The sequence below is a fragment of the Xenorhabdus budapestensis genome (assembly GCF_002632465.1).
Lineage (GTDB): Bacteria > Pseudomonadota > Gammaproteobacteria > Enterobacterales > Enterobacteriaceae > Xenorhabdus > Xenorhabdus budapestensis.
Map to the genome: position 1 here is coordinate 82,132 of NZ_NIBS01000010.1, position 22,688 is coordinate 104,819.

Consider the following 22,688-nt stretch of genomic DNA (forward strand, 5'->3'; position numbering starts at 1 on the left):
CTGGTAACAAACTGAGGAAGTATTTAGCATGAGCGTCCTACGGGCAAAGCCCCACAGGAACGATCACCACCTCCATAGGAGGTGGTTTAAGAGTGACAACAAAACGGAAATCGCTTTCTGCGAACAATTGAATGGCTGGGAAACGCTTTCTCTTTTTTTCTATACCGGGCATTGTCTATGGTTACGTCGCCAAGTCGATGAAATCCAATAAAGATGTGGTCGATGCTATGGCACAGTCAATGAGCAACCTGGGCTTATATCTGGTTATTATTTTCTTTGCCTCTCAATTTGTCGCTTTCTTTGGCTGGACTAATATCGGTCAAATTATTGCTGTAAAAGGCGCTAACTTCCTGAATGAAATTAATCTGCACGGCGGTCTGTTATTTATAGGCTTTATTCTGATTTGTGCTTTTATCAATTTGATGATTGGATCAGCGTCTGCACAATGGGCGGTTACTGCACCAATATTTGTCCCCATGCTGATGCTGGCAGGCTACGCCCCGGAGACTATTCAAGCAGCTTATCGTATCGGTGATTCTGTAACCAATATCATCACTCCGATGATGACCTACTTCGGGCTGATTATGGCGATAACGGTGAAATACAAAAAGGATGCCGGTATCGGTACTATGATCTCTATGATGTTACCTTACTCCCTGGTATTTATGGTGGGTTGGTCACTATTCTTCTATGTCTGGGTCTTTGTCCTTGGTTTACCCGTCGGTCCTGGTTCACCAATTTACTATAATCCTGCTAGTTAATATTCTGTAAGTTAGGTTAATGCTTGCCCTATATATTGACAGAGCAAGCATTTTCTTCTGGTTATCATTCTCAATATCAAAATACTACTCCATTAATATCAATTAAAAACAATTTTTGTTTGTCATTTCAAAATGTTTTGCCGCAAATTGACTAAAACATTGTTGATATATTATGAATCGGAGGTAGATTAACTTTTGTCCAAATATAAAACCCATTCATAAACAGAGATTACTATGGATACATCTTTTACCACCACCGACTTTCCTGATGATTACTGTAAAAGAATTCGCCAGATGAAACAAATTCTGCGTGAGCAAATCGGTGACGTTGAAACGCTCTTCTCTCAGGTATGTGACAAAATAGAAAAAGAATTAACCGCAGCCAAAGAAGATGAAAAAAATATGGGTAGCGCCTGGCCTGAAATACATTGGCGTGATATGGCAGAAGGTAGAATAACAGAGGAAATCATACAAAAGATTAAGCGCCGTGGCTGTTTGGTCGTCAGGCAAAACTTCCCACAGGATCAGGCAATCGCATGGGATCAGTCTATGCTTGATTACCTCAATACCAATGAGTTTGAACACTTCTATCAGGGACCAAAGGATAATTATTTCGGTAGTCTTAAAGCATCCCGGCCAGAAATTTATCCCATTTACTGGTCCCATGCACAGATGCAAGCCAGACAAAGTGAAGAAATTGCGCTGGTACAGTCTTTTCTGAATCACTTATGGAAATTTGAATCGGATGGAGTGAGATGGTTTGATCCTGATGTCAGTATGATTTATCCCGATCGTATTCGTCGCAGACCACCGGGTACGACATCCAAGGGTCTGGGAGCTCACACCGATTCAGGAGCTTTGGAACGCTGGTTACAACCAGACTATCAAAACGTGTTCAGAAAAATATTCACCAACCAGTTTGCAGAATACGATCCCTGGGATGCTGCCTATCGCCCCGATGTACATGAATTCAATAACACAACAAGGTGTTCTGTATTTAGAACATTTCAAGGCTGGACTGCGCTGTCGGATATGTTGATCGGTCAGGGACTTCTGCATGTTGTGCCCGTTCCTGAAGCAATGGCCTATATTCTGCTACGCCCACTACTGAATGATGTGCCCGAAGATGAACTATGTGGTGTGGCTCCCGGCAAAGCACTTCCTATCTCAGAACGATGGCATCCTCATCTTATTCGTGGGTTAAGCAGTATCCCGGCATTACAGGCTGGAGATTCTGTCTGGTGGCACTGTGATCTAATCCACTCGGTTGCCCCTGTAGAAAATCAACAAGGCTGGGGAAATGTCATGTATATTCCTGCCGCGCCATTGTGTAACAGAAATCTGGCCTATGCCCGTCAAGTGACTGAAGCCCTTGAACATGGCACATCTCCACCAGACTTCGCTCAGGAACATTATGAAAAGAATTGGAAAAACCGTTTCACCGTTGCTGAGTTAAATGCAATTGGCTTACGGGGACTTGGGTTAGAAAATCGGGAATATTGAGACATAGATTTAAATTATCAAACATGGGATTATCAGGCATGGAACGCCTTTGCTTTTACCAGATTACGGTAGGCTATTGGAGTCAGCTCAAAATGTTGTTCAAACACCTTACTAAAATAGTGAGGATCCTTAAATCCCACTAATTGTGCGATATGCAATAAATTCAGGTTATTATCTTTCAATAACTGCTTTGCAGTTAATAAACGGTAATTAAGCATATATTTATGGGGAGAAACTCCGACTTGTGCTCTGAAATTACGGGCCAAAGTACTTTCCGATACTCCAACATAACTGGCAATGTCTTTAATGGTGATATGCGATGTTATATTCTGTTTAATATAACTTTGGGCTATCGATACCATTTCATCAAACTGTGTGCTACCTCCCACTTGAAAAAATGGCTCTGATTGGAAGTCGGACACTTCATGCATGAAATGTTTCTCAATAATTTTAGCTATAGGTGGCCCAAAAAACTGGGAGATAAGGTAAACCAATAGCTCCGTTTGGGAATTAATACTTCTTACACAGTAAATATTGTCATTATAGGTAATACTTGCCTTACGGTTTATATTCACAGTTGGAAATTGACGTGCAAATTTGTCATAAAAAGCCCAATGGGTTGTTACTGTATTTTTATCAAGTAAACCCGCTTGCGCTAACCAAAATACCCCTGTTCCGGTTGCAACAATGACAGCATTATTTTCTTTTTGTCTGCGCAGCCATGAAAGGATATCTTTCCTGCCAACCATCGCAGGATATGGATTTCCCCACATAGGGGGCAAAAACACTAAATCAAAATCGACAAACTCTGAAAATGTATGGTGAGTATGCAGCATAATTTGCGGTATCTGTTGGTCGTTTTTCTTCATATCCCCTACAACAGACATGACAAGCGGCTGTTCTCTCTGCTCTATGTGGTTTCTTAAACTGCTGGCGCTGTTTAACATATCCGATGCTAACGTAATCCCACTTTGTAACGCTTTATCATATAAGACAAACGCTATATTCATACTCAGTCTCCAGACATCATGTACGCTTCTTGCCTATATTCTATGGAATTTCAGGATATTGCCAACAAGCGGTAACCTGAAAAACAACGGGTATATAACATTTGATATTTCAGTTTCGATAGAAATAGATCAGATGACAACATTCTCAGTTTTAATGACCAATATATCAGAGTATTAAATTACACCAATTGCTAAACTTCAGAAAAAGCCTTTTTGGAGTTCATAATGAGTAAATTACCCGTAATTGTTGGTTTAGGTGGTATCAATACGGCTGGAAGAAGTTCTGGATTCCACGGATATAAACGCATCGTATCAAATAGTCTTAATGACAAAATAATGAAAGATACATGGAGCGATTTATGTCATCGAATGAATATTATTAATGGAACAGAATCTGTAACAGATACCAAAATTGAACAAGCAAAAAATGGCACACTAATTAGAAAAATAACTCTTTTCGATACACAGAAAGTGCCAGTTAATAAAATAATAACCGATTCTGCCAAAGACACAGTTCAACTATTACAATCGACTTATATTCCACTTTCTATGTCCAGCGCAGGACAATTACCGGAAGGGTTTGAAATAGGAAATTTATATAATGCCCATCACCATCCTCGCGGTTTACGTCTTGCAGTATATGGTGCCTCAGATTTACTCAACTCAATCGGGATTTCATGGTCAGATATATCTGCATTAGTAGAGCCTGATCAGGTTTCTGTTTACGCCAGCAGTGCATTAGGCCAGGTAGATCAGTTTTCACTATCAGGATTGATCGGTAATCCACTGAATGGCTTGCGCATTAGCTCCAAAATGTTGCCACTCTCCTTACCGGACATGCCAGCAGATTTTATTAATAGTTATATTATCAATAATATAGGAAGTACGTCTGCCAATATCGGTGCCTGTGCCAGCTTTCTATACAATCTTAAACAAGGCGTTAATGACATAAGGCAAGGTAAGGCAAAAGTCTGTTTAGTAGGATGTGCCGAAGCACCTATTACTCCTGAAATTATTGAAGGATTCCGTGCCATGGGAGCTCTCGCAGAAGACCACCTATTATGTAAATTGGACGGAACCAACACTGTCGACCATCGCCGTGCCTGCCGCCCATTTTCAACGAATGTCGGGATCACTCTTTCCGAATCATCACAGTTTGTGCTGCTTATGAGTGACGACCTCGCCCTGCAATGTGGTGCTAATATTCTTGGATCGGTGCCTGATGTTTTCGTGAATGCCGATGCGAACAAAAAATCTATCTCTTCCCCCGGAATCGGTAACTATATCACGATGATGAAAGCCGCTTCCCTTACAGACAGCCTTCTGGATGGAAAATTACAGCATTCTTACGTTCAGGCACACGGTACAGGGACACCACAAAATAGGGTTACAGAAAGCCACATTATTAATGAAATCGCGAAAGTCTTTGGCCTCAGCCGCTGGGATGTTACCGCCATTAAGGCATATGTCGGGCACTCTTTTTCTGCCTCTGCCGGTGATCAGTTAGCCAACACGCTAGGCGTTTGGCAATATGGATGGATACTCGGCATTAAGACAATTGATCACATTGCTGAAGATGTACATTCTTCCAATCTGAACATCTTAATGCAGGATAAGTTTACTGGTGAACAGGGTAAAGATATGCGTGCCACAATCATTAACTCAAAAGGATTTGGTGGCAATAATGCGAGCGCTGTTATTTTATCTCCACAGCAAACAATGCGAATGCTGACTAAAAAACATGGTAATACGGCCATTAGTAACTATCATAAATGCAATCAGATAGTTAAAGACAAAAGTGAAAAACAGGATCAAGCTATTTGCCGTGGCGAGGAATCTATTATTTACGATTTCGGCAGCTCTGTGATGCAACCCTCAGATATCGAACTTTCACGTCAGGAAGTGAAATTAGCAGGATTCAAACATACTATAAAACTGCCGAATGCAGATGAATTCAGCGAATTTCTGTGAATTTCCAATATAATACATCCAGATAATCCGAAAATTACTTAAAATAATCTGACCGCCATTAAAACAAAACCAATGGCGGTCAGATACAGTTAACACAACTTACAGATTACGCGTTAAAGCTGTCTGCTTATAATTTCAATCTCCTGTCGCCATTCCTCTTGCAAGGCGGGCTTTTGATGTTTTGGTCTTCTGCTCAAATCCTCCTGCAACAGCTTCTCCAACTCTATCAGACGTTGCAGTAAAACCTCTTCATCCCACACCATTGCCGATTCTTGTTTATTGCAATCAGTAAGATGCTGCCGATTTGGTTTCTCTAAATTATCACCCTGTTCGAGCAAAGAATAGATTTCTTCAACATTATGATATTCAGTTAACTTACCTTTATTGATCAACCAAAAGCGGTTACAGCTTTGCTCAATAAGACTTCGATCATGGCTGACAATCAAGGCTCCACCTTTATATTCCTTCAGAGTATCAAAGAGCTCTTCCTTACCCTCCAGATCAAGGTGGTTAGTGGGTTCATCAAGAAACAGCAAATGGTAACGCGCTAATGTTAACCCTATGAACAATAAACGCGCCCGTTCACCGCCACTCAGTGATGCCACTTTCTGCTGATGCCTTTGATATTCAAAACCTGCGCTGATAAGCGCCCGTTTACGCTGATCATCACTGGTTGGTGCAAAACGAATTAACGCATCACTCAGTGATTCATCACCCTGAATTTGCTCCAGCGATTGATCGTAGTAACCGAGCTGACATTGAGGATGATAATCCACATTCTGCAATGTCTTTTCCAGATATTCTTTATACAACACTTTCAACAAAGTAGACTTACCACAACCGTTGTTACCCAGAACAGCGACTCTATCGCCACTCTTGATCTGTTTCGACAGCACATTGAACAAAAGCACATTAGTGCCCAAAGGCATAACAGCCATATGTTCAATATCCAGCAATCGGTTAGCTGGTAATGCATCCCCCTGAAGAGTCAGCTTCCATGGAGTGCCTTGAGTGAGTTTAGTTTGTTGCTCAGCCAGACGCTGTTTACGTGCCAGCATCGTCTTCGCTTTACGAGAAAGATCAGGGCTGTCATAAACCTTACCCCATGTTGCTAACCGTTCAGCACTCTGCTCTAGCCTGTCTATCTCTTTTTGCTCACTGGCATGACGTTGCAGATCCGTCTGATCACGTTCGAGCAATGCCTGCCTTGCCTGAGAGCAAGCCATACCGAAGTGATATAAGGTTTTATCCCGCATGATCCAGGTAATATTAGTCACCCTATCCAATAAAGTCTGATCATGCGATACCAATACAAACGAGCCTTTCCACTGAGACAAAAAAGATTCCAACCATAGCAGAGAAGTCAGATCCAGATGGTTACTCGGCTCATCCAATAAAAGTAAATCAGGTTGCTGGATCACCGCACGACCAAGTAACAGGCGCATATGTTGCCCACCACTAAGATTCCCGATAGGTGTTTGCCAATCCTGTTCGGGGAATCCCAGTTCAGACAACAGAAGCTCGGCTCGCCAAATTTCGTCAACTTTAACTTTCTCGCTAATAGCCTCTATTAACGTGGCATCATGCAGAGATAAGGGTAAATGCTGTTCGACATACGCCAGAACACAATGATTCGCAATTGTGATCTTACCGCTGTAATCTTCCAAATTACCGCTAAGTAATTTCATCAGGGTGCTTTTACCACAGCCGTTATGACCGATAAGTCCAATTTTGTCGCCTTTGTTCAGGGTAAATGTTATATCCTCAAACAAAGGAGCCGAAGAGAAAGCAATAGAAAGTGATTGTGCAGATAAATAAGTGCTCATAGATAACTCAAGAATTTTGGGTGCAAAACACCGTTGTCAGATGCTGACAATAATTCTTCGAGCTTGAGTGAAGAGAACTCTAATTTGTGAAGTTACTACTTTATGTTAGTAACTAAATATTTTTTCGCTCAAGCTAAGATTATCGCAGCGTATGCCACAAACCCTTGAGCGAGCTTCTAATACCAAAGAAGCGAGCGAATAAACGCTGCATAGACATATAGGACCTCCTTTTTTATCTGGAAAAGTAATGATACTTTCTGGTTATTCGGTGGACTAATCATATAGAAAGTCTGCCAGAAAAAGCAAATAAATCAGATGAATTATTTGAAAAATGCGTTCTGTTTCTCATCTATTTTTCGCAGGAGATTCATTCCGATTTATCAAAAGCGCACGAATAAAAAATAACGTTATAGTTAGTAACGTCATTATTGTTACAGCCCAAATCAGCCCTTTCCAACCAAGTGCCTCGTAAATTCCCCCAGATGCAAGTGCGAATATCGTTGACACAGTAGCCAGAAGAGTTTCACTCACACCCTGAACACGGACTTTACTGATTCCATCAGGCATGCTGTTGATAATATGAGTTCCCCCTAAGAACATCAGGTTCCATCCTAATCCGGCAAAAATCAGCGGAACTCCGAGAATAACAATTTCTCTTTCATTGGTAAGCCCTATCAGAAAACCGACAAGGTTAAAGAGAGCACCCAACAGAATAATACGATTTGCCCCCATTCTTGATATCAGCATACCCGTGATAACACCGGGAGCGAACATAGCTACAAGATGAGCACCAATTAATATGCCCGTTTCTGAATTTCCCAAACCATAACCGACAGAAGCAATTGAGGCGGCTGACATAACTATCATCATAATTGCATGGCCTAACACCATTGACACAACTCCAAAAAACAAATAGTGGCTTGTGACAATAGATGAGAACCCAGTTGCCTGACTAACATCAGCTTCTGCTCGATTAACCGAATATCCGATTTCACGATTAAGTGGAACAAAGGCAAGCACAGCACATCCTCCAATAACGGACACCAGCGTGTATACCCCAATAAATGGAAGATCGAACCCCAGACTATCTCCTTTTCCATAGAGTTTGCTGCCAATGATGACCCCAATTATTCCAGAGGCCAGCAATAAAGAGCTTGCTGTTGCTGCCCGGTGCTTTGGAACGCTTTCAGCAGCAGCATACCGTAAAAAATTAATACCGATCATGGCGATACCAATTAAAAAATGCCCACCGAGTAAAAGCATGAAACTGTCTAAATAAATAGCTGCCGCTGAAGCAAATCCACCAAATATCATCGCCATACTGGCCAGAATAAATCCTGTTCTCCGATCGTAACGTGCCATTAAATTCGACAATGGAATTGAGCAAACACTTCCAGCAACCATTTGTATCGCTATTGGCAATGTTGCAAGCCAGGCCAATGGGGCAAGATACAGGCCGGCCAAACCTCCAACGGTAAAAAGTAACGGTACCGCACTTTCTAATGCGATATTCCCTAAGATAATTAAAATAAAGTTACGCATCTATTCTCCTCTGATAAGAGATATGTACGAATATTTATACTGTTAGTTTATTAAATTTTAAACTACCGATAACTTTATTTTTTGACACTATTACCAATAAAAATTTTATTGCCACTAACGCTTTGTTTAATATACCCAATAAGTTTAAAGTTGTAATGAATCTGCAACTTGAAAAATAAAGGGTATAAATCAATTCTGAGATATTATTCAGTATTAACTAAAACTCTTAGATATTTATTATCAAGTTATAAGGAAAAAATATTATTCTGACTACCATTAAAATTCGATTTACTTAACAAATCCTCCATATCTTCCAGAGTATCAGTATCTACATAAAAATCACTGACTCCCCGACTATTAATAATTCTTAATCTCTTACCATGTTGTTGAATTTCTTGTTCAATACTCATTCTCCAGACATTATTTCTGTGTTCAATAACAGCAATACCATGGTAGGGAAGATGCGGTGAATAATTCTTGTAACCAGGATATATCCTGATACCAATTACAGGTATTGTCTTATGATGAATAGTTGCCCGGATTGCATTAGGAAATAGCCTCTTTTCCCATTGGATACTCGCCATTGCTTCTTTCATAGCTCTGTACTGAATAAAGGCAGAGTGAACTCTATTCATGATCTCATGCTTTATCGCCAGATCAGGAAAAATAGAGTCACAGAATATCGATTTTTTTTGATTATATGTCAGAGAGAGATCTGAAATGTTAACTGTGCTCCCGACACTGGCATTGAAACGAATAGCTTCCTCATGACTAATTCCAAAAGATGGATCCAGTGTGAAAGTTTTCAGATGCTTTGATAAAGCACGGTCATAATCACCCTGAAATAATGCAACTATCTCAGATATATCAAGGATATTCACTATTTCATCGATTTTTCTTACATGAGTGAAGTCTTTCAGATCTTCTATATATTGTTCTGCCGCATCCATGGGATCACCAAAAATACCAGCATAAAATGTAGCGTCTGACAGAATATTGAAACGTATTCTGACTCCTGTATTTTTCTCAAGATATATTGAAATATTCGCGAGATGCAACAAAGATACCTCTTCTGCCATCGTCAGAGACGTAATATCATGTCTTTTCTGCCAATTGCTAATAACACAGAAAACAGGAAGTAGTATATCAATTTTCCCCTTTTCATTTATATTAGACTTAATTTTTTCTAACGTCTCTAAGCAGGATAAAAAAATACTCCTGGAATTAAACTGGATAGAGGGATGATTGAGATAATCTCTAACTAAAAGATGCAGAGGCGAGTTTTTTTTCCATTTCTCTTTCCACCACTGTTCAGATGGCAATGTTTTAGAAATGGAACATTTCTCAAGTAATACTTCTCTTAAGGCTGATGAAATTAAATTACCGTTGAATGTCATATCAGGTTCATATTCTGGCCATCCAAATTGACCAAATAAAATAGAATCTTCAATGATTGAACCGTTTGTGCTAACAGATATATTTTTCAATTTATCCTCCTAAATAAACATAGGCACATCCCGTAATTGAAATGTATGGATTTTTGAATAACTCTGTATTTAGCTTCTGGCTCTTTTTTATCATCTGAAAAAGAGTTTTACTCTCAATACGGATTGAGTCAGTTGCTGGCTACATATTCAAATATACTTATAAAATATCTCCTTTAGTTTTTTCTTTTCTTAAAAGTATTGGCAATTTTAAAGTCGCATATTGCCATAAAGGAGAATAGCTAATAATAATCAAAGGAAGCTATATCATTATCCGACAAGCAATGGTTATTATTTGTACATATTTTTTATCTCTTATAACATTATAAAAATGCTTTCTTCTTGGATACGTACTTCCTTATGATTTGAATCATCGTCAGCTTTTCCTTCATTGGTATAACAATGGATTGACACCAAATGAATCAGAAAGACTATTTTGGAAGAACGTTAAGGTAGTAACCAATTTTTATCGGCCATATCAATTGATGCAGGCAGGCTGGATGGCCGCCCTTATCCTAATCTATACGTCGCAATCACAAATCAAGAACATGGCATCATTATATTATCCGCTGAATCCAATATGACACCGGAAGATTTCTCCGTTAGTCTCGGTTACGGATCATGCCTAACCATTCCTGTGCAACAGCCTCTAGGTTCTGAAGAAAAGTTCGTTTGAACGAGAAACGTGGCATCGTATTACGGTTGGTAATAATAACTTAGCCCGAGCTTCTTCCCTTAAGAGTGCTTGAAGCATCAGCACAAAGCCAGATTTGCCTGAAGAACTATAATAAAAGATAGAAGGAATTGCCATCTAGAGATTTTTAGACTAATACTACATATTCAATCCTATAATAGGATAAAAGTTAAGTTTCGTTTATGAACCCAGAGTTTTATCTTCCACGCACATTATACAGCGACAACATTTTTTACAATGAGTCAGAACTTCTTGCTTCTTCTAATTTTATTGTTGTTTTAGCTGAACCTGGTGGAGGTAAAACACGACTACTTAATAGCCTGGCAATCCAACTGCAAACGGGGAATATTTCTGCGAATAAATTCTTTCATATAGGCTCTAGCAGTTTTAACAAACACATCGTTATTGATGCTTTTGATGAATTGGCAAAGATTGACTCATCAGGCATTTACCGGCTATTAGGTAAAGTAAGCGACTTACAACCGTCTGTCGTATTGCTATCTAGTCGATCTAGTGAATGGGATGACGCCTGTACAAAGAGCTTTACAGATTTTTTTGGCTGTAAGCCTCTAGTTGTACGTATGGAGCCATTTAACAGTATTGAGCAACAGCAACTTTTCAAAAACTACGTCCCTAAAAAGGATTTCAAAACCTTTCAAGATGAAGTTGCCCGCTTTGATTTAGAACCACTGTTGCCAAACCCCCAGTTTTTGCAATTATTTGCTGTTGCATATATTGCAAGTGAGGGAAAATTCACTAATAAGCATTCTATTTTTGAGCATACAATTGAATACTTAGCAAAAGAATACAATCCAAATATATCTCCAAAGGGAGAACTCCCCTTTGAGGGCAAAATTAAATTCGCTGAGGATGTTTTCGCAAAATTATTATTATCTGGCTCTGAAGGAGTTAGCTTAAGTGATATAAACTCTGAACGCTTATATCCTCAGCTAGACTCCCTTATTTTTGGTGAAAGTCAAATTGAAAACATATTGTCGACTCGGCTTTTTAAACCCGGTGACAAAGCAGACCAGCACCAACCTGTGCATAAGATCATTTCAGAGTATTGTGCTGCTAAATATCTAACAAAACGATTAACCTCAGATAATAACCGATTATCACTTTCACAGTGCTTATCCATAATCGCCCCTAATTCGACAGTCAGAGACGAACTTAGAGGCCTTCTTAGTTGGATGGCAGCTCTTGGAAGCAAACCAATACAAGAAGCAGTTATTGATCTAGATCCTTATGCAGTACTTACTGACGGTGACCCGTCTCAATTGCTAGGGCGTGTTAACGTTTTGTATTCATCATTTATTCGACCCACATGGGTAGCCAGATAATGACAAATGCCAGTGCCAATGTGCTGGCGTAATTCCGTGCCAATTCATCGTATCTTGTTGCGATTGCACGAAAATGTTTGATTCTGGCAAACGCATTTTCAACTAAATGACGATAACGATATAAACCCTTATCCCTCTTTTTAGCCGAGTTTCGGTTATTTTTTCGGTAGGGAATAACCGCCGTTGTCCCTTGTTCTTCGATATAATTTCTGAATGCCTGACTATCATATCCCTTGTCAGCGATGACAAAGTCCGGAGGCGGTGATTGCGCCACCAAACTTTTTGCATGCACAATGTCGTGAGTTTGCCCCTCAGATAATTCAAAATGAACAGGCAAACCATAACTGCCTACGGCCAAATGGATTTTGGTCGAGTCCCCCCGGCTTTTCCCAATCGCTTCATTCTCCTTTGAAGCCGCGCCTGAACTGTGCTGATGAGCACGGACAATCCTGCCATCAATGAACAACCATTCAGTATCAGAATCTTTAGCTAATTCCTTGAATAATGAATCAAAAACACCTTTGTTTGACCGCGCATTAAAACGCTTAAAAACGGTATTCCATTTCCCATATTCAACAGGCAGTTCCCGCCAAGGGCTCCCGGTTCTCATTTGAAAAAGGATACCTGCCAGAATTAGGCGATGCGTTTTTTATGGTAGACAAGCTGATTTTGTTGCATGAATACAAATAGCTTATCCCACACAGGGTCTGATAACATGGGTCTTGGCATGATAGTTCTGGTTACGAGTTTTTTGGTAAAAATAAGGATACCAAATTATCATGCCATTCAAATCCCCTCGTTCAAACGTCAACACGCCCTAATCTAATTATTTGTTAATTTCAGGAGTTATTTCATTGGATTTAGCTACACAGGGGTTAAATATGATTAACCAAAGCACCATTTATAGAGTATTGCCAGAAGCAAGAAACAGGCTGATCGCAGCTTATATGACAAGATGTTATTCGGGGAGTGCAATAGGCTCTGTTGTTGCTATTTATGCTTATAAGATCAATGGCTAGATTGGTGTTGTTATTGCTGGCTTAGCTATTTGGTAAATAACCCAATTTAACAGTCATAGTATCTACCCCAAAAGATAAGAAAACTAATTTATTAATTGATAATAAAGAAGAATGATAGGGTCATGACCATTAAGTAGATTTCAGCTACGAATTGAAAAACATGATAACATTACAACCATTGGCATATGCTGGGTGTGAAAGATGTAATGAAAACTATCAACCAAAAAAAGTTACTGACACAGGCTGAGGCAATCTGCCTGTCACGAGGGGTTCGTTTAACACCTCAACGCCTTGAAATTCTGCGTTTAATTTCAGCCCAACCAGGTGCAATAAGTGCCTATGATTTGTTGGATCTGCTCCGTGAAGTTGAGCCACAGGCAAAGCCACCAACGGTCTATCGTGGGTTGGAGTTTTTACTGGAACAAGGCTTTGTCCACAAAATAGAATCTACGAATAGCTATGTGATTTGTCACCACTTTGAAGAACCTTGCCATACATCAGCTATGTTTCTTTGTGATAGTTGTGGTTCTGTTACCGAACGGGATGCTAAAAATATTGAATCAGCTATACAAAATTTAGCGCAATATGCAGGATTTCATCTGCGGCACAGTGTGATAGAAGTTCACGGCTTGTGCTCTTCCTGCCATGAAATGAATTCTTGTACGGAATAAGTTTTAAACTCCGTTTTATTAGGCGGTCATCACTGATAAGTTTATTAATTTCCAAGTTCCCATATAAACGTTTGATTCGCGGGAACAATGACAAATGACCGCCCAAAATGACAAAGTGTGACGCTTTTACAATCAGAACCAATCCCCATTACGAATAACGCCAACTGCCAATCCTTCAATGGTAAAATTCTGTTCGCGTAAATCCACAACGATAGGCTCAAATTCAGGATTCTCAGCAATCAGTTCAATTCTGTTTCCTGTTTGTTTAAAGCGTTTTACTGTGACTTCATCTTCAATCCGTGCCACGATAACCTGCCCGTTAAGAACATCCTGAGTTTTATGCACAGCAAGCAAATCACCATCCATAATACCAATATCTTTCATAGACATACCGCGAACACGCAATAGAAAATCAGCATTTGGTTTAAATAATTCCGGATCCACCTTGTAATGACTTTCGATGTGTTCCTGAGCCAATAGTGGTTCACCAGCAGCAACACGACCGATTAGTGGTAATCCCGTACCTTCATCTTCCTCTTCAAGCAGCAAACGGATACCTCTGGAAGCACCAGCGACAATTTTTATCACCCCTTTACGCGCCAGTGCCTTTAAATGCTCTTCTGCTGCGTTAGGTGAACGAAAACCAAGGCGTGCTGCAATTTCAGCACGTGTCGGTGGCATACCCGTTTGCGAAATATGATCACGCACCAAGTCATAAACCTGTTGCTGCCTGGCAGTTAATGCTTTCATTTCGCCCCCTGTTTGTTTATACAGTCTGACTGTGAGTATATACAGCTAAAATTGAATTGGGAACCTGTCAGAATGTAAAAGCTGCTAAATAACGAATTTTGACGAAAAATAAATCACCTTAGCGTATAAAATGCGACCCTATGATTGTTACCCAGATGAACAGTGCCAAAATAACAGCTAAAAATACGGCAGCAGAACCCATATCTTTTGCTCGCCCCGACAATTCGTGATATTCATTGCCGATTCGATCAACCACAGCCTCAATTGCACTGTTTAGCACTTCAACAATAACCACCAATATGACAGAGCTAATGAGAAAAAGTCTCTCAAGCATGCCAAAATCAAAGGAAAATGCCACAATAATCGCTAAGACAGCTAAAATTACCTCTTGTCGAAATGCAGCCTCATTCTGCCACGCAGCTTTAATCCCTTTTGCTGAATATCCCGCCGCTTTAATAATACGGTTCAAGCCTGTTGATTGATTCGCCATAAAAATTTTCTTCAATAATCATAATAGTTTTAAGATCATATAACTTTTAGCTCTTATTATTATCTTATTTCCACAGATCTCAAAATTTGTTTCTGGTATGCTTGCGACGCATTGCTAATAAGAGGCTTAAAGCAGTTATGTCAGCTTGGCGTAAAATATATTATAAATTATTGAATTTTCCGATAAAACTTTTAGTAAAAAGTAAGCTTATTCCAACGGCTCCCATTCAAGAGTTGAGTCTTGATACGACCCGGCCTATTTTGTATGTGCTTCCGTATCATTCAAAAGCCGACTTATTGACTTTACGTCAACAATGTCTGGCTCAAGATCTACCAGATCCGTTAAACCCTTTAGATATTGATGATGCACAGCTTCCAAGTTGTGTTTTTATTGATGACGGCCCACGAGTGTTCCGCTGCTATGCGCCTAAGCATGAATCCGTAAAGATTTTTCATTCTTATCTGGACTTACATCGCAATAACCCTAATCTGGATATTCAGATGGTGCCCGTTTCCGTGATGTTTGGACGTTCCCCGGGGCGTGAAGGACAAGAAACAAATACAGCACCACAATTGCGCCTTCTTAATGGGATCCAGAAGTTTTTTGCAATCCTGTGGCTCGGTCGGGATAGCTTTGTACGTTTCTCCACGCCTGTTTCATTACGCAGTATAGCCGATGACCATGGTACGGATACGATTATTGCCAATAAACTTGCCCGTGTTGCACGTATCCACTATTCCCGTCAACGTCTGGCAGCAGTCGGGCCACGTTTACCTGCCCGACAGGATCTGTTCAGAAAGTTACTGGCATCCAAGGCCATTGAAAAAGCCATTGCCGATGAAGCCCGTAGTAAGAAAATCTCGCCAGAGAAAGCAAAACAGAACGCTATCAATATGCTGGAAGAGATTGCAGCGGATTTCTCCTATGAAACTGTACGCATAACAGACCGTGTTTTAAGCTGGACGTGGAACCGGCTCTATCAGGGCATCAATGTCCATAATGCCGAACGGATCCGCCAATTGGCTCAAGATGGTCATGAGCTGGTCTATGTTCCATGCCATCGCAGCCATATGGATTATCTGCTGCTCTCTTACGTGCTTTATCATCAGGGGCTAGTTCCACCACATATTGCAGCCGGTATTAATCTGAATTTCTGGCCAGCAGGGCCGATATTCCGCCGCCTTGGTGCGTTCTTTATCCGCCGCACTTTTAAAGGCAACAAACTCTATTCGACAATTTTCCGCGAATATCTGGGAGAACTGTTTTCCCGTGGTTATTCTGTTGAATATTTTGTTGAAGGAGGACGCTCCCGGACAGGCCGCCTGCTCGATCCGAAAACCGGTACACTTTCGATGACATTACAGACAATGCTGCGCGGAGAATCACGCCCTATTACCATTGTGCCAATCTATATCGGTTATGAACATGTGATGGAGGTTACGACTTATGCCAAAGAGCTACGGGGCGCAACCAAAGAAAAAGAAGGGTTTTTTCAGATGGTTCGTGGGTTACGTAAACTACGTAATCTGGGGCAAGGCTATGTGAACTTTGGTGAACCAATCCCATTAGTACAATATCTGAACCAACATGTTCCAGAATGGCGTGATTCTATCGATCCAATAGAAGCGCAGCGCCCAGCATGGTTGACACCAACAGTCAGTAAGCTGGCTGGTAATATTATGGTTAACATCAATAACGCCGCAGCCGCAAACGCAATTAATTTATGTAGCACAGCCTTATTGTCATCACGTCAGCGAGCACTTACTCGCGAACAGCTGATTGAACAATTAGATTGCTATATACAATTGTTGCGTAATACTTCTTACGCGAATGATGTCACAGTACCGAAAAAAACAGCAGAAGAACTGTTGGATCATGCTTTACGGATGAATAAGTTTGAGGTCGAAAAAGATGGTCTTGGGGATATTATTATCCTGCCTCGCGAAAACGCGGTACTGATGACCTACTATCGCAACAATATCCAACATCTGTTGATTCTGCCATCTTTGATTTCCAGCATTGTGATGCATCACCGTCGTATCAGCCGCAGTGAGTTGCTTAGGCAGGTACAACTGATTTATCCTCTGCTTAAGCAAGAACTTTTCATGCGTTATAGCAAGAAAGAGTTGCCTGATGTGGTTAATACATTGATTGATGAACTGGCACGTCAATACCTGATTTGTAATAAAGAGCAGGAAATACTGGTACTCAATCCTGCGCGTATTCGTCCATTGCAATTGCTGGCAGCAGGTATCCGGGAAACGTTACAACGCTATGCCATCACGCTTTCTCTATTGAATGCAACTCCCGATATCAGCCGAGGTACATTGGAGAAAGAGAGCCGGATGCTGGCACAACGTTTATCAGTGCTACATGGAATCAATGCGCCGGAATTCTTTGATAAAGCGGTTTTCGCTTGCTCAGTGAATACATTGCGTGAAGAAGGTTATATCCACGATAACGGTAACATGGTTACCATAAGTGCCCATGCACTTTATCAGGTATTGAGTAAGTTAATGTCTCCAGAGATCCGTCTGACTATCGAGAGTGTCAGCATGCCTCCTGAGCATAATGACCAAAAACCAGCAGATGAAAATCAGGAATAACACATTGATATTCTGAAAAGAATTATTCTTAAGCTGATCGTGCTGAAAAAGAAAAGATTAACGGGCGGTGCTACCGCCCGTTCCCTTAAAAAACATAACTGAAAAGAATACCGAGGAACAAAATAAAACCAACGTAGTTATTGTTCATAAATGCCTGAAAACAAGACTCCCGCTGACGGTCAGAAATCAGTTTTTGTTGATAGATGAAGAGCGCTCCTGCCAATAATACTGTCCAGTAATACATTCCACCTAAATTCACTATACAACCAACCGATACGAGAATTGCCAGCATAACGAATTGTAAAGTACCAATGATTAACTTATCAAAGTGCCCGAACAGCACTGCCGTTGATTTCACACCGATTTTCAGATCATCATCACGATCCACCATTGCATACTGAGTATCATAGATTACAGACCAGATTATGTTCGCCAAAAATAATAACCAACACTGTAATGGTAAGGACTCACTTACTGCTGCGAAAGCCATAGGAATTGACCAGCCATAAGCTGCACCCAACACAACTTGTGGCAAGTTACTGATCCGTTTAACGAAAGGATAAAACCATGCCAACCCTAACGCGACAAAGGATAAAGCAATCGTCATTTTATTCAGTGTCAATACAAGCGCAAAAGAGATCAACACAAGTGTAGCAAACAAAATTTTGCATGCTTTTTCGCTGATATCACCACTGGGAAGCGGACGAAATTTTGTCCGTTCAACGTGCCCGTCAAATTTCCTATCAGCGAAATCATTAATACAACATCCTGCCGCCCGCATGAAAAAGACGCCCAGAGTGAAAACCAGCAAGATATGTAAGTTCGGCATACCTTTTGCTGCTATCCATAATGCCCAATAGGTTGGCCATAATAACAATAATACGCCAATGGGTTTATCGATACGCATTAAACGGCAATAGGCGCGCCATTTATTTTGCGTCATACTGACCTCCAATCTATTTCTCCTTTTTCATATTATTTATTTTATATACAGGTGATCCCGGCAAAAAAACTTCTGTAAGTAGTAAAGGCTTCTCTGATAACCGCAGCAAAGAGCGCCGCGCCCAACGCTGTCCTTGTTGACCTATTTGAATATAATCCCGCGTCAGATTATTGCCACTAAACAGGTAACGCCCAAGTGGAACGGTTCCCACATCCACCAGCTTTTTGTCTGGTCCTGTTAATGTTTCCTCAGGGATTACTGTACGCCCCAATAGCCACGGAATACTATCCCCATATAAGACAATTTCACGTAACCAATATTTTTCACTTATAGGTAAGTGCTCACTTTCATCGCCAATATCTGCTGCTGTAATGAAACATTCCCGAAATGGTGCAACTGTTACATGATGGCAATGTTGTTCAAAACGATGTGTCATTGAACCGACTTCCATCAGCCAATCTAAAATATTTTTCGGAGTATTAACCTCACCAGCCGAAAGCCAGTGAATAGGTGTAGAAGTTAATATTGTGTCATTTGCCATATCATTTTCCAATTGCGGAGAACATCAATTTCTCCGACAGCACAACGAATGGAATCTGAGGATATCATGTTGCAGGCCAATAAAATAAAAAGTTGATAACAAGTTATGGAAATTACAAAAAATATCCCCCCAACAAATGGTGTTATTGGGGGGATATAAAATTAAATAAAATAGAAAATCAGATTAACGCCACTCTTTAAAGCGGTTAATGAGGCCATTTGTAGAACTGTCATGGCTATTCACGGCTTCTACCCTCTGCAATTCAGGCAGAATACGGTTCGCCAATTGTTTGCCCAGTTCCACTCCCCATTGATCGAATGAGAATATATTCAGAATTGCTCCCTGAACAAAGATCTTATGTTCATACATGGCAATTAATGCGCCTAGACTGAATGGTGTAATTTCTCGCAACAGAATTGAGTTGGTTGGGCGGTTACCTTCAAACACTTTAAATGGCACAACATTTGCCACATCCTGTGCATTTTTTCCGGCGGCAGCAAATTCAGCTTCCACCTGCACCTGAGTTTTACCAAAGGCCAGCGCTTCAGTTTGTGCGAAAAAGTTAGATAGCAGTTTGCTGTGATGATCAGCAGCCGGGTTATGACTAATTGCAGGTGCTATAAAATCACATGGAATCAGTTTCGTTCCCTGATGGATAAGCTGGTAGAAGGCATGTTGACCATTTGTACCCGGCTCACCCCAGATAATCGGCCCAGTCTGATAATTTACCGGATTGCCATTACGGTCAATATATTTACCGTTTGATTCCATATTTCCCTGCTGGAAGTATGCAGCAAAACGGTGCATATATTGATCATAAGGCAGAATCGCTTCAGTTTCTGCACCAAAGAAATTGTTATACCAGATGCCAATCAGCGCTAACAGAACAGGAATGTTTTGTTCAGGTGCGGTTTGCTCAAAGTGTTTATCCATAGCATGAGCACCACTCAGCAACTGCTCGAAGTTATTATAACCAATGGAAAGTGCAATGGATAAGCCTATCGCAGACCAGAGGGAATAACGACCACCGACCCAATCCCAGAATTCAAACATATTTTGTGGATCAATGCCGAATTTGCTGACTTCCTTCTCATTAGTTGAAAGCGCAGCAAAATGTTTAGCGACATATGCTTCATCACCTGCACTTTGTAGGAACCAGTGACGGGCAGAATGAGCATTAGTCATCGTTTCCTGTGTGGTAAAGGTCTTGGACGCAATCAGGAATAGTGTGGTTTCTGGATCCAGAAATTTCAATGTCTCCACAATATGGGTTCCATCTACATTGGAAACAAAGTGCATATTGAGGTGGTTTTTATAGGCTTTCAGCGCCTCAGTCACCATATATGGGCCGAGATCAGAGCCACCAATACCAATGTTTACCACATCAGTAATAGCCTTACCGGTATAGCCTTTCCACTCTCCACCAATGATACGCTCACTGAACGATTTCATTTTTGCCAGCACCGTATTCACTTGCGGCATAACATCTTCCCCATCTACGTGAATTGGAGAATTACTGCGGTTACGCAGAGCAATGTGCAACACAGCACGATCTTCAGTACGGTTAATCTTTTCACCGGAAAACATACTATGGATAGCACCGGATAAATCCGTTTCTTTCGCTAATGCTTGTAATTTTTTCAATGTTTCCGCGGTAATACGGTTTTTGGAGTAATCAACCAGAATCTGATCGTCAAACGTTGCAGAGAATGCTGCAAAACGCGCCTTATCCTGTTCAAACAGATCTCGTAAGTGAACATTCTTCATCTGTTCAAAATGTTGTTGCAATACTTTCCAAGCTTCGGTCTGGCTAGGGTTGATGTTTTTCATGAATGATGCTCTCTGTCAACTGTAGATAAACAATAGGAATGCACAGAATTGTAACAAGTTAATGCTGTGATGGATCTCTTTTTCCTTTTACTGACTGATATTGGTCAAAATAAGTCATTATTTCCAGCTCTAATTGCTTATATCTTTCAAATTTGGCATCCATTGGATATATAGGAAAAAACGATAATTTCATTCTGATCATGAAAGATATTGATGCTTAATTCTCAAGCATTGACTCAACAAAGCTAACCCGATATTTCTAACTCTCTATTTCTAAACTAACTCTTTACTCCTAAAACAGAAGGCTATCATCCATGAGTGCAGTATCTTCTCCCTACTCGCAGTATGTTGTTGCAAAATTCGGTGGTACCAGTGTGGCGGACTTTGATGCCATGAATAGCTGTGCTGATATTATTTTGGCAAACAGAGATGTTCGCGTAGTTGTTTTATCAGCTTCCGCTGGTGTCACTAATCTATTAGTCACATTAGCATCTGGTTGCGATAAAGATAAACGGGAGAAGTGCCTGAAGCAGATCCGTGATATTCAATATGCAATGATCAAGCGGTTAAATGAAACGGATGTGCTTAAAGAAGAGATTGAGCACTTACTAGATAATATCGCAACGTTGTCAGAAACTGCCTCACTGGCAACATCTGAGGCGTTGACTGACGAGTTAGTCAGCCATGGGGAAGTCATGTCTACACTGCTGTTTGCCGAATTGTTACGTCAGCGCAACACGGATGTCGAATGGTTTGATATCCGCCGGATAATGCGCACCAATGATCAATTTGGGCAAGCAGAGCCTGACACAAACCAGCTCAATATATTAGTGGCAGAGCATCTCCAACCTCGTCTGAATAACACGATTGTCATCACACAAGGTTTTATCGGCAGAGAAGAAAAAGGCCGCACAACAACATTAGGACGTGGCGGCAGTGATTATACCGCCGCCCTGCTTGGCGAAGCACTGAGCTTGCGGCGTGTCGATATTTGGACGGATGTCCCGGGGATCTACACAACCGATCCCAGAGTTGCCCCAACCGCCAAACGTATTGATAAGATTGCTTTTGATGAAGCGGCCGAGATGGCAACATTTGGTGCCAAAATTCTCCATCCAGCTACCCTACTGCCAGCCGTCCGCAGCGGTATTCCTGTTTTCGTTGGTTCGAGTAAAGAGCCGCAAGCTAGCGGTACACTGGTTTGCAACAGAACAGAAAATCCACCTCGTTTTCGGGCATTAGCATTGCGGCGTAAACAGACTTTATTAACTCTGCATAGCCTGAAAATGTTGCATGCAAGAGGCTTTCTGGCAGAAGTTTTTACCCTGCTTTCACGTCATAATATTTCGGTGGATTTGATTACTACTTCAGAAGTAAGTGTTGCTTTGACACTGGATACCACAGGCTCCACCAGCACGAACGGCAGTTTGCTGACCAATGCCCTGCTGACTGAACTTTCAACATTGTGTCGTGTGGAAGTTGAAGAAGATTTGGCACTGGTGGCAATTATCGGCAATAAACTTTCACAGGCCAAAGGATTAGGAAAAGAGATTTTTGGTCCCCTAGAATCCTTTAATATCCGTATGATCAGCTATGGAGCAAGTAGCCATAATGTTTGTTTACTCGTGCCAGGCAGAGATGCAGAACAGATAGTTCAGGCACTTCATCGTAATCTGTTTGAAAACTGACATTCAAAGGCTAATC

Annotated in this window: 17 protein-coding genes and 1 pseudogene; 8 read left to right on the forward strand and 10 right to left on the reverse strand. The window is 40.9% G+C overall.

Translation table 11 applies throughout. From position 1 onward, the window contains the following. Positions 1-146: 146 nt before the first annotated feature. Together Xbud_RS10790 and Xbud_RS10795 are read left to right on the forward strand one after the other, a co-directional pair. A pseudogene (locus Xbud_RS10790) lies at positions 147-761 on the forward strand (AbgT family transporter); the annotation flags it as partial. 234 nt (positions 762-995) lie between these two features. Next, entirely contained in the window at positions 996-2,264 is a 1,269-nt protein-coding gene (locus Xbud_RS10795) for a DUF1479 domain-containing protein (RefSeq protein ID WP_099136075.1), read from the forward strand. A gap of 32 nt (positions 2,265-2,296) precedes the next feature. Here Xbud_RS10795 and Xbud_RS10800 read toward each other — a convergent pair whose 3' ends face one another. Next, positions 2,297-3,274, reverse strand: coding sequence for a GlxA family transcriptional regulator (locus Xbud_RS10800; protein ID WP_099136076.1), 978 nt, complete (start codon positions 3,272-3,274; stop codon positions 2,297-2,299). Between the two features lie 225 nt (positions 3,275-3,499). Here Xbud_RS10800 and Xbud_RS10805 point away from each other — a divergent pair, with 225 nt between their 5' ends. Then, complete coding sequence (locus tag Xbud_RS10805; RefSeq protein WP_099136077.1) at positions 3,500-5,245, forward strand: beta-ketoacyl synthase; 1,746 nt, start codon at positions 3,500-3,502, stop codon at positions 5,243-5,245. A gap of 113 nt (positions 5,246-5,358) precedes the next feature. On the opposite strand, the gene Xbud_RS10810 is transcribed toward Xbud_RS10805, so the two are convergent. From Xbud_RS10810 to Xbud_RS10820, 3 genes are all read right to left on the reverse strand, one after another. Next, positions 5,359-7,071, reverse strand: a complete 1,713-nt coding sequence (locus Xbud_RS10810; protein WP_099136078.1) for an ABC-F family ATP-binding cassette domain-containing protein — start codon at positions 7,069-7,071, stop codon at positions 5,359-5,361. A 345-nt stretch (positions 7,072-7,416) separates the two neighbouring features. Continuing rightward, the gene (locus Xbud_RS10815; protein WP_099136079.1) at positions 7,417-8,613 is read right to left on the reverse strand and encodes an MFS transporter; all 1,197 of its coding nucleotides are present in this window, start codon (positions 8,611-8,613) and stop codon (positions 7,417-7,419) included. 245 nt (positions 8,614-8,858) lie between these two features. Continuing rightward, positions 8,859-10,100, reverse strand: a complete 1,242-nt coding sequence (locus tag Xbud_RS10820) for an L-tyrosine/L-tryptophan isonitrile synthase family protein (protein ID WP_099136080.1) — start codon at positions 10,098-10,100, stop codon at positions 8,859-8,861. Between the two features lie 873 nt (positions 10,101-10,973). Here Xbud_RS10820 and Xbud_RS10825 point away from each other — a divergent pair. Continuing rightward, on the forward strand, positions 10,974-12,134 hold the full coding sequence (locus Xbud_RS10825) for an NACHT domain-containing protein (RefSeq protein WP_099136081.1): 1,161 nt from the start codon (positions 10,974-10,976) through the stop codon (positions 12,132-12,134). Here Xbud_RS10825 and Xbud_RS10830 read toward each other — a convergent pair. Then, positions 12,106-12,863 (reverse strand): IS5 family transposase gene (locus tag Xbud_RS10830; protein ID WP_099136082.1). Its coding sequence is split into 2 segments (ribosomal slippage): positions 12,106-12,782 and positions 12,782-12,863, totalling 759 coding nucleotides; the frame shifts between segments, so codons are not numbered across the junction. The two genes, Xbud_RS10825 and Xbud_RS10830, sit on opposite strands and share 29 nt — an antisense overlap. 152 nt (positions 12,864-13,015) lie before the next feature. Here Xbud_RS10830 and Xbud_RS19815 point away from each other — a divergent pair. Together Xbud_RS19815 and zur are read left to right on the forward strand one after the other, a co-directional pair. After that, positions 13,016-13,153, forward strand: coding sequence for a hypothetical protein (locus tag Xbud_RS19815; RefSeq protein WP_169923057.1), 138 nt, complete (start codon positions 13,016-13,018; stop codon positions 13,151-13,153). A 206-nt stretch (positions 13,154-13,359) separates the two neighbouring features. Next, positions 13,360-13,824, forward strand: a complete 465-nt coding sequence (zur, locus tag Xbud_RS10835) for a zinc uptake transcriptional repressor Zur (RefSeq protein WP_099136124.1) — start codon at positions 13,360-13,362, stop codon at positions 13,822-13,824. Between the two features lie 132 nt (positions 13,825-13,956). Here the strand turns inward: zur and lexA are convergent, their stop codons facing one another. Together lexA and Xbud_RS10845 are read right to left on the reverse strand one after the other, a co-directional pair. Beyond that, on the reverse strand, positions 13,957-14,574 hold the full coding sequence (gene lexA / locus Xbud_RS10840) for a transcriptional repressor LexA (protein WP_099136083.1): 618 nt from the start codon (positions 14,572-14,574) through the stop codon (positions 13,957-13,959). 118 nt (positions 14,575-14,692) lie between these two features. Beyond that, on the reverse strand, positions 14,693-15,064 hold the full coding sequence (locus Xbud_RS10845; RefSeq protein ID WP_099136084.1) for a diacylglycerol kinase: 372 nt from the start codon (positions 15,062-15,064) through the stop codon (positions 14,693-14,695). 137 nt (positions 15,065-15,201) lie between these two features. Between Xbud_RS10845 and plsB the strand changes: the two genes are divergently transcribed. After that, a complete protein-coding gene (plsB, locus tag Xbud_RS10850) occupies positions 15,202-17,670 on the forward strand; it encodes a glycerol-3-phosphate 1-O-acyltransferase PlsB (protein WP_099136085.1) in 2,469 nt (822 codons plus the stop codon). Between the two features lie 85 nt (positions 17,671-17,755). On the opposite strand, the gene ubiA is transcribed toward plsB, so the two are convergent. From ubiA to pgi, 3 genes are all read right to left on the reverse strand, one after another. Then, the gene (gene ubiA, locus Xbud_RS10855) at positions 17,756-18,613 is read right to left on the reverse strand and encodes a 4-hydroxybenzoate octaprenyltransferase (RefSeq protein ID WP_169923058.1); all 858 of its coding nucleotides are present in this window, start codon (positions 18,611-18,613) and stop codon (positions 17,756-17,758) included. A 13-nt stretch (positions 18,614-18,626) separates the two neighbouring features. After that, positions 18,627-19,154, reverse strand: coding sequence for a chorismate lyase (gene ubiC, locus Xbud_RS10860; RefSeq protein WP_099136087.1), 528 nt, complete (start codon positions 19,152-19,154; stop codon positions 18,627-18,629). Between the two features lie 183 nt (positions 19,155-19,337). Next, positions 19,338-20,984, reverse strand: coding sequence for a glucose-6-phosphate isomerase (gene pgi, locus Xbud_RS10865; RefSeq protein ID WP_099136088.1), 1,647 nt, complete (start codon positions 20,982-20,984; stop codon positions 19,338-19,340). A 314-nt stretch (positions 20,985-21,298) separates the two neighbouring features. Between pgi and lysC the strand changes: the two genes are divergently transcribed. Further along, on the forward strand, positions 21,299-22,672 hold the full coding sequence (gene lysC, locus Xbud_RS10870) for a lysine-sensitive aspartokinase 3 (RefSeq protein WP_099136089.1): 1,374 nt from the start codon (positions 21,299-21,301) through the stop codon (positions 22,670-22,672). Positions 22,673-22,688 lie beyond the last annotated feature (16 nt).